We start from the raw sequence: 265 nt of genomic DNA, 5'->3' as shown, positions 1-265 counted from the left end.
ATCTGGACCAGGGCATTGCGCTCAAGCGCCGCATTATCGAAGACATGCGGCCTACCGTGCTGGCGAATTTCGGTCTTGTGACCGCACTGCGCACACTCGCCGACGAAGCCGCGCAACGCAATAACTGGACGCTGAACCTGCAGCTTCCCGCCGACGATATCCAGCTCGACGAGCAAACGGAAATCGCGCTCTTTCGCGTCGCGCAGGAATCGTTGACGAACGCGGCGAAGTACGCGCGAGCGTCGCAGGTGTCGATCGGCTTGCA

1 protein-coding gene is annotated in these 265 nt (G+C 61.1%); it reads left to right on the top strand.

Annotation, left to right across the window (positions count from 1 at the left end; all coding sequences use genetic code 11):
- The coding region (locus SB822_RS57850) for a sensor histidine kinase (protein ID WP_410859204.1) at positions 1-265 on the top strand (265 nt) is incomplete at both ends.

This window comes from Paraburkholderia sp. SIMBA_054 (assembly GCF_046534875.1).
Lineage (GTDB): Bacteria > Pseudomonadota > Gammaproteobacteria > Burkholderiales > Burkholderiaceae > Paraburkholderia > Paraburkholderia hospita.
Note: the sequence above shows the minus strand (reverse complement) of the source record. Positions and strands in the feature narration are given on the sequence as shown.